Source organism: Synechococcus sp. R6-7, from assembly GCF_047461695.1.
Classification (GTDB): domain Bacteria; phylum Cyanobacteriota; class Cyanobacteriia; order Thermostichales; family Thermostichaceae; genus Thermostichus.
Genome location: NZ_JANSHS010000013.1, coordinates 1 through 7,704, shown reverse-complemented (window position 1 = coordinate 7,704; position 7,704 = coordinate 1). Strand labels below are relative to the sequence as shown.

General features: G+C 60.9%; 6 protein-coding genes. 5 read left to right on the top strand and 1 reads right to left on the bottom strand.

The genetic code is table 11. From position 1 onward, the window contains the following. On the top strand, positions 1-1,106 hold a 1,106-nt coding region (locus tag NW815_RS00410; protein WP_414415609.1), incomplete at its 5' end, for a CCA tRNA nucleotidyltransferase. On the opposite strand, the gene NW815_RS00405 is transcribed toward NW815_RS00410, so the two are convergent. After that, complete coding sequence (locus NW815_RS00405) at positions 1,103-1,846, bottom strand: response regulator (protein WP_414387986.1); 744 nt, start codon at positions 1,844-1,846, stop codon at positions 1,103-1,105. The two genes, NW815_RS00410 and NW815_RS00405, sit on opposite strands and share 4 nt — an antisense overlap. Before the next feature lie 371 nt (positions 1,847-2,217). Here NW815_RS00405 and NW815_RS00400 point away from each other — a divergent pair, with 371 nt between their 5' ends. The 4 genes from NW815_RS00400 to purH all read left to right on the top strand — a co-directional run bounded on the left by NW815_RS00400 (position 2,218) and on the right by purH (position 7,632). Next, a complete protein-coding gene (locus NW815_RS00400; protein WP_011434393.1) occupies positions 2,218-3,120 on the top strand; it encodes a 4-hydroxybenzoate solanesyltransferase in 903 nt (300 codons plus the stop codon). Between the two features lie 180 nt (positions 3,121-3,300). Continuing rightward, on the top strand, positions 3,301-4,818 hold the full coding sequence (locus tag NW815_RS00395) for a hypothetical protein (protein WP_414387984.1): 1,518 nt from the start codon (positions 3,301-3,303) through the stop codon (positions 4,816-4,818). Positions 4,819-4,954: 136 nt separating this feature from the next. Then, a complete protein-coding gene (cysE, locus tag NW815_RS00390) occupies positions 4,955-5,746 on the top strand; it encodes a serine O-acetyltransferase (RefSeq protein WP_414387982.1) in 792 nt (263 codons plus the stop codon). A gap of 152 nt (positions 5,747-5,898) precedes the next feature. Next, a complete protein-coding gene (gene purH, locus NW815_RS00385; protein ID WP_414387981.1) occupies positions 5,899-7,632 on the top strand; it encodes a bifunctional phosphoribosylaminoimidazolecarboxamide formyltransferase/IMP cyclohydrolase in 1,734 nt (577 codons plus the stop codon). Positions 7,633-7,704: the final 72 nt, after the last annotated feature.

The following is a 7,704-nucleotide window of genomic DNA, read 5'->3' as shown; positions in this document are numbered from 1 at the left end:
TTGTGGTGTTGGATCCCGAACGGCAGATTGCCCGCATTGTGTTGGCAAAGTTGACCGTGGACGTGGGGCTGCAGGCGGGATCCACCCCTGAGGAGGATCTGAGGCAGCGGGACTTCACCTGCAATGCCCTGGCCTTGGATCTGCAAAGGGAGCAACTGCTGGATCCCACGGGCGGACAAGCCGATATTCGCCAGGGCCGGATGCGCATGATCCACCCCGACAACCTCAGCGCCGATCCGGTGCGGCTGTTGCGGGGTTATCGACAGGCAGCTCAACTGGGGTTTGGGCTGGATCCGGCTACGCAAGAGGCGATCCGGGAGCGGGCTCCCCTTTTGGCGAATGTGGCGGCAGAACGGGTGCGGGCAGAGATAGTGGCCCTGTTGGAGGCAGGGATCCCAGGGCTGGCTCACCTACAGGCGGCGGTGGCGGCGGGGTTGCTGCAGGCTTGGCTGCCCCACCTGAAGCCGGAAAGTCCGGGCTTCCCTCAAGCTCAGGCGGTGTGGGAGTGGGCCGGGCGCTGGCAACCGCTCTATCCCCGCACGCTGGCAGAGCTGGCCCAGCCCTTGACATCCTCACGCGAAGGGCGCGGCAGGCTGTTGGCAGTGGTGCTGGCGGCCTTGTTGTGGGATCCAGCGGGAACTGAGGACTCTGTCTTGCTGACGCGAACGGCAGAAAGGGTGGAAACCGAGCTGGAGCGGCTGCGCTTCAGCCGAGCGGAAATGCGGGCCATCCAAAAGCTACACCATCTTCTGCCTCAGCTTCAGCTTCTCCTGACGGACTCCCCCACCCCTGCGCAACAGTGGCGGCTTTATCAACAGGCGGGATCCCTGTTCGGTGGCCTGGCGCTGTTGGCGGTGGCTACGGGCGGCGACCCTCAAAAGCTGGAGTCTTGGCTCAAACGCTACGAAGACCCCCAGGATCCCCTGGCCCATCTGGTGCCCCTGCTGGATGGCCGCGATCTGCTGCACAGCTTGGGGGCCAAACCCGGCCCCTGGGTAGGCCAGTTGCTGCAAGACCTCCAGGAGGCGCAGGCTTGGGGGCAGATTCAAACTCGTGCCGAGGCGCTCTCTTTTGCCCGCCGGTGGCGTGGCCAGCAAAAAGACTAGCCGAAGCGATAGCCGAAGCCGCGCACCGTCACCAAATACTCTGGGTTGCTGGGATCCAGCTCCAATTTTTCCCGCAGCCAGCGGATATGTACATCGACGGTCTTGCTGTCGCCCATGAAGTCGGATCCCCAGATGCGCTCCAGAAGCTGTTCCCGCGTCCAAACGCGGCGGGGATTGGACATAAACAGCTCCAACAGGCGAAATTCCTTGGGGGAAAAACTCACCTCAACGCCCCGCACCAACACGCGGCACTCCTGGGTAAACATACACAGATCCCCGTAGCGGAGCACCGTGGCATCGCTGGCTTGGGCCAGTTGTTGCCGACGCAACACCGAACGACAGCGGGCGATCAGCTCCCGCATGCCGAAGGGCTTGGTCAGATAATCGTCGGCCCCCAGTTCCAAGCCCACCACCCGGTCGGTTTCGCTACTTTTGGCCGTCAACATCAAGATGGGAATCGTGTTGCCCTCCCTGCGCAGCAGCCTGCACAGATCCAGACCGTTCAAGCTGGGCAACATCAAATCCAAGACCATCAAATCCAGCCGCTCAACCGTATGCACCATCTCAAGGGCTTGCCGACCATCGGCGGCCTGTAAAACTTGATATCCCTGCTCTTCTAAAGCTAGGGCAACCGTTTCCCGAATGGCATCCTCGTCCTCCACCACCAGCAGGGTCTCCAGATGGGGAGCAGCTTCCTTGGCTTGAGGAAGTGGACCGGTCATGGAGAGGGTTGCTTCCATACAGAACTCCGTCGCGCCTGCACGCAAGTGCTCCGCACCGCCGTCACGAACGCGGAAGCGTCACGTAGCGATAACAGCCTCACAGGGTGAGAAGGGCAAGTGCCGCCACCGTCAACAGCAGCCCCCCGATAGGATATCAAACTTCCAGGGCCGGCCAATGTAAAGAGAACAGGGGTGGACTGATTGCCCAAGGTCTTGAGACGGCGAATGGAACCGAAAGGATTCCAAAAACCTGCAATTCAGGATGATTTAAGATCTCTAATGTGGAGCCGCCCCTACCCACGCCTCATGGTGCTCTGCACCCCTCCCGCGAACGGCAACTCACGCTTTAAGGACTCCGTCCCGCTGTCGCGATTGGCCGGAAACCGGTTATGTCTGCTTCCCCTTCTGCACTCTGGGCCACTGGCGGAGCCATTCTGCGGCTGTTGCGCTGGCACAAGCCGGCAGGGCGATTGATTTTGATGATCCCGGCTCTGTGGGGAGCTTTTTTGGCCGGACGGGGAACGCCCCCTTGGCCGTTGGTCGGGATCATCATTTTGGGCAGCCTGGCTGCCAGTGGGGCAGGCTGTGTCATCAACGATCTTTGGGATCGAGATTTGGATCCGCTGGTGGAGCGCACCCGCCATCGCCCGTTGGCCAGCCGGGAGTTGACCGTTGGCGTCGGGATCCTGATGGCGGTGGTGAGTTTGGCCTGTGCGGCAGGGCTGGCGCTGTTTCTCAACCCGGTTAGCTTTGCCCTCTGTGTGGCGGCGGTGCCGGTGATCCTGCTCTATCCGGGGGCCAAGCGGGTGTTTCCGGTGCCGCAGTTGGTGCTGGCTCTGGCGTGGGGATTTGCCGTGCTCATCAGTTGGACGGCGGTGAGCGGCCAAGATGCCAACACACCCCTGTGGGAAGAGGGGCTGGGCTGGCTGTGGCTGGCCACGGTGTTGTGGACACTGGGATTTGATACCGTCTATGCTCTTGCGGATCGGGAGGACGATGAGCGGGCCGGGATCCATTCCAGCGCCCGTTTTTTCGGGCAGCGGACGCCGACGGCGGTAGGGCTATTTTTTTTGGGCACTGCCATCGCGCTGTTGGGGGTAGGCCTCAGCCTACGGTTGCATGGAGTTTATTTTGTCAGCTTGGCCATCGTCACTGTCCTCTGGGGCCGGCAAACCTGGCAGCTCCACCAAAGGAATGCCTCTCCCACCTTGTACCTGGCCATCTTCGGCCAAAATGTGGTGCAAGGGTTTATTCTGCTGGCGGGGATGATCGGCGGGTCCCTGCTGGCCTGAGGGATCCCCTGGCCTCTCGCATGGCCAGATGCCTCTCTGAAGAACGCCTTGCCCCTCAGCCGACGCTGGGGCTGCCTCTTTGGGAAGGGATCCCGACAAATCTCCGGACTGGCAGGAATCGGCCCAGGGCCATGGGCAAACGGTAGAATGAGACGATTAATTGCAGGATCCCAGCCTCCGATGGCCCCACTGAGCAGCGGTGAGCCTCCCTATGACATTCTTATTCTCTCAAACGGCCCTGGAGAGCTGACCACCTGGGTGCGTCCGGTGGTGATGGAATTGCGCCAGCAACTGCCTCAGGCACGCCTCTCCCTGGTGCTGTCCCCCTGCCCCCATGCTTCCGGGCAAGAGATGAAGATAGCCCAAGCGTTCGTCGACGTGGATCGGGTGCAGGATCCCGATTTTTTTCTGGCTTTTTTGCTTACCGGCCAAACCGAAGAAGCCTGGGATTGGGCCAAGCGAGGGGTGGTGCTGTTTCTGGGGGGGGATCAGTTTTTTGCCGTCTGGATTGCTCGCCGCTTGCGCTATCGGCTGGTGGTCTATGCTGAGCATCAACCCCGTTGGCGACCTTGGGTGCATGCTTTCGCCGTGCGAACCGAGGCCATCAAGCGTCGCTACGATGGCGGGCGGCTGCTGGGCCACCCTTGGGCCCACAAAATGCACGTTGTCGGGGATTTGATGGCGGATGGCGTAGCCAGCGCTGTCTATTTGCCGGGGGTGCCCCTTTCCGGCTGGCTTGGCAGCAGATCTCCTGCCGCTGCCTCCAAACCCACGGCAGGCTTTTCTTCCCCAACCCAAGCCTTTGGCCTGCTCCAAGATGCATCTCCCAGCTCCATCGGCGAGGGGGAGCCTGTAAGAACTGCGCCAGAGAGAGTGGGGAACCGCTTCACCGATCGCGTAAGCGGGCCGGAGGCCTTTGAAGAATTGCTACCGCGCGGCTGGCAGCGTCTGAGCGATGAGAACCGCACCCACTATCAGGTGGGGCTGCTCCCAGGCTCCAAGCCGGCCAAGCTCTCCTTGGGGGTGCCGCTGGTGCTGGCCGTGGCCGATGAGCTGCGACAGATGCTGCCGAATGTCCGCTTTGTGATCCCGGTGGCCCCAGGACAAACCCCCCAGTCATTGGCAGCGTATGCTCATCCCAAGCTCAATCCCGATATGGCTTTGATCTATGGCACCTCAGCCATTCTGGAGCAGACCAATCTGGGATCCCAGTTTGTTACCCCCTTTGGCAGCACGGTGCAATTGTGGACAAGCTTCCCTGCCTATTCTGTGCTGGCCAACTGTGATCTCTGTCTGACCACCATTGGCGCCAACACCGCCGAGCTGGCCTATTTGGGGGTGCCGATGGTTGTGGTGATCCCTACCAACAAGCTGGAGGCAATGCGCGCCTGGGATGGGATTCTTGGCCTGTTGACCCGCCTTCCAGGCTTGGGCACTTGGCTGGCCCGCGCCGTCAACAGAATTGCTCTGCGTTGGCTAGGTCACTTGGCTTGGCCGAACATCTGGGCAGGGCGAGAGGTGGTACCGGAGTTGCGGGGCCACTTGCGCCCGGTGGCCGTGGCCGCACAAATGCGAGTTCTGTTGGAAGATCCCCAGCGCCGTCAGCAAATGCAGACAGAACTGCAGCGGCTGGGGGGAAGGCCGGGAGCCGCGCAAGCCATTGGAGAACTGGTGGCTCAGCAGTTGAGTAAAGGCTAGGGCAGAAGGCAATTTGCTTGAGCTCGACCCAGTGGAGAGTTGCGCGAGGAGCTCCCTTGGCGCGATTGGAGATCTCTCCTTGCTGCCGGCAAAAAGTGCTAAAAGGGGAGTGGAGGTTCCTAAACGGAGACCATTCATGCTGACGGAGGCCGAGCAGTCGGCGGTGGAAAGCCCCAAAACGGGGGAGGGCAATTCTCTCCCTGCTGGCAAGCCGGAGCCAAAACTGGGGTTCTGGCAGCAATTTTGGGAGGATGTTGATTGTGTCTTCGATCGGGATCCGGCAGCACGCAATCGCTGGGAGGTCATCTTCACTTATCCCGGTGTGCATGCTCTGTTTTTGCACCGCATCGCCCACTGGCTGTGGAAACGGCGCTGGTTTTTCCTGGCGCGGCTGCTCAGCTTCTTGGCTCGTTCTTTCACATTGATTGAAATCCACCCGGCAGCCAAGATTGGGCGGCGCTTTTTCATTGACCACGGCTGTGGGGTGGTGATCGGTGAGACGGCAGAAATTGGCGATGATGTTACCCTCTACCACGGGGTCACCTTGGGGGGTACCTCTTGGAACAAGGGCAAACGTCATCCCACCCTGGAAAATGGGGTGATTGTCGGCACGGGGGCAAAGATTCTGGGGCCGGTTCGCATTGGGGAAAGAGCTCGGATCGGGGCCAACGCGGTCGTGATTCAGGATGTAGCTCCCGGCATGACGGTGGTTGGGATCCCAGGCCGTGCGGTCATCCCGCCCCATCAGCGCCGCATCCCCGCCCATGGCATTGACCTGGATCACCATCTCATGCCTGACCCAGTGGGACGGGCTATCGAACAGTTGCTGCACCGTATCCAAGATCTGGAAGCCCAGGTGGCCCGCCTTAACCGGGAGCGGGAACAGGTCCGGCAGGATCAGGTGAGAGGCGAAGCAGAATATTCCTGATCCGTCCTGCTGATGCGAACGATCTGAAGATTTGTCTGAACCAGGTGGCTGGACAAGAGGGTCCAGCTTTCGGGGTATGCTGTGAGAGCGCTGGGCTGGGTATCCCGGCCAGCTTTTTCCTCTGGGCCCTTCTCTACTGGATAACGCCTCCAATGCCCCTTGCTACTGCGCAACGCTGTCGCGAACAGGATTCTGTACCGTTGGCTTTGTTGAGTGTATCCGACAAAACCGGACTGATCCCGCTGGCCCAGTCCCTCGTGCAAGAGCATGGCTTTCAACTGCTCAGCAGTGGGGGAACCGCCAAGGCGCTCTCAGAAGCTGGGATCCCGGTCACCCCTGTCTCTGCCCACACTGGCGCGCCGGAAATCTTGGGGGGAAGGGTGAAGACGCTGCACCCCCGCATCCACGGCGGCATTTTGGCCCGCCTGGAATGCAGCGAAGACCGGGCAGACCTAGAGGCGCTGGGGATCCCTCCCATCCAACTGGTGGTGGTCAACTTCTACCCTTTTGAACAGACAGTGGCCCAGGCAGGAGTGTCTCTGGAGGAAGCTTTTGAGCAGATCGATATCGGCGGGCCCACTTTGGCGCGGGCGGCAGCCAAAAATTATCCCTACGTTACGGTGCTGACGGATCCCAGCCAATACCCTCGGTATTTGCAACTGCTCTCCGGGGCCTATGGGGAAACAGAGCGGCTGGCGTTTCGCTTCCAGTGTGCTCGTCGGGCCTTTGAGCAGGTGCTGGCCTACGACCGCGCCATCGTCACCTACCTGGCTCGCCTGGAGCTAGCAGGTCCCTCCCAGTCCTCCGCAGCTGCCGCTGAAGACAGGTTTCAACTGCAAGGGATCCTGTGGCAACGCCTGCGCTACGGGGAAAATCCCCATCAAACTGCCACTTGGTATGTGACGGATCCGGCTGCCCCCGGCTGGCATAAAGCCAAACAGTTGCAGGGGAAGGAGCTGAGCTACAACAACCTGCTGGATCTGGAGGCGGCCCGTGCCCTGGCGGCAGAGTTAACCTTGTTACTCCGCAATGCTGATGCGACGCGGCCCACTGACGGGAAGGGCTCTGTGTCTTCTGGCTCTGGTCGGAGGGAGTTCTTGCAACCTGAACAAGCGGTGGCGGTGGTGGTTAAGCACAACAACCCCTGCGGGGTGGCCATTCGCCCATCGCCGGCTGCCGCCCTCGAGGCTGCCCTGGCTGCTGATCCAGTTTCGGCCTTTGGGGGCATCGTCGCCCTCAACCAACCCTTGGACGCAGAGACCGCCCGACGGCTGGTGGAGCCTTTTTTGGAGTGTGTGGTGGCTCCCGATTGCACTCCAGAAGCGGCTGAGCTACTGTCAGTCAAAAAGAACTTGCGGGTCTTGATCTTGCCGGACTTGTGTGTGGGGCCTGCCCAAACAATCCGCACCCTGGCCGGGGGCTTTCTGGTGCAGGATGCCGATTCACCTGTTGCTCTGCAACGCTGTCGCGACCAGGAACCGACGCAAACCGACAGCCCCCCTTCTTGGCAAGTGGTCACCCAGCGCCAGCCCACACCGGAGGAGTGGGCGGATCTGGAATTTGCCTGGATAGTCTGCAAACATGTGAAATCCAACGCCATTGTCGTTGCCAAGCAGGGACAGACGCTCGGCGTCGGAGCCGGACAAATGAATCGGGTGGGAGCAGCGGAGATCGCTCTCCAGCAGGCGGGATCCCAAGCAGCAGGAGCTGTTTTGGCCAGCGATGGCTTCTTCCCCTTTGCCGACAGCGTGGAGATGGCTGCCCAAGCAGGGATCCGCGCCATCATCCAGCCGGGGGGGAGCATCCGCGATGCCGATTCCATTGCTGCTGCCAACGCTGCCGGTATTGCCATGGTTTGCACCGGCATACGTCACTTTCTGCACTGAGCCCGCCTTTCTGCTCAAGAGAGAAATCTTCCCAAGAGAGACAAAGAGCATGACTCTAGTCAATAATAAGCT

Bases quoted from the DNA above. Each gene is read 5' to 3' on its own strand.
- cysE (WP_414387982.1), top strand. From the start codon at position 4,955: ATGCTGACGGAGGCCGAGCAGTCGGCGGTGGAAAGCCCCAAAACGGGG.
- NW815_RS00405 (WP_414387986.1), bottom strand. From the start codon at position 1,846: ATGGAAGCAACCCTCTCCATGACCGGTCCACTTCCTCAAGCCAAGGAA.
- purH (WP_414387981.1), top strand. From the start codon at position 5,899: ATGCCCCTTGCTACTGCGCAACGCTGTCGCGAACAGGATTCTGTACCG.
- NW815_RS00400 (WP_011434393.1), top strand. From the start codon at position 2,218: ATGTCTGCTTCCCCTTCTGCACTCTGGGCCACTGGCGGAGCCATTCTG.
- NW815_RS00395 (WP_414387984.1), top strand. From the start codon at position 3,301: ATGGCCCCACTGAGCAGCGGTGAGCCTCCCTATGACATTCTTATTCTC.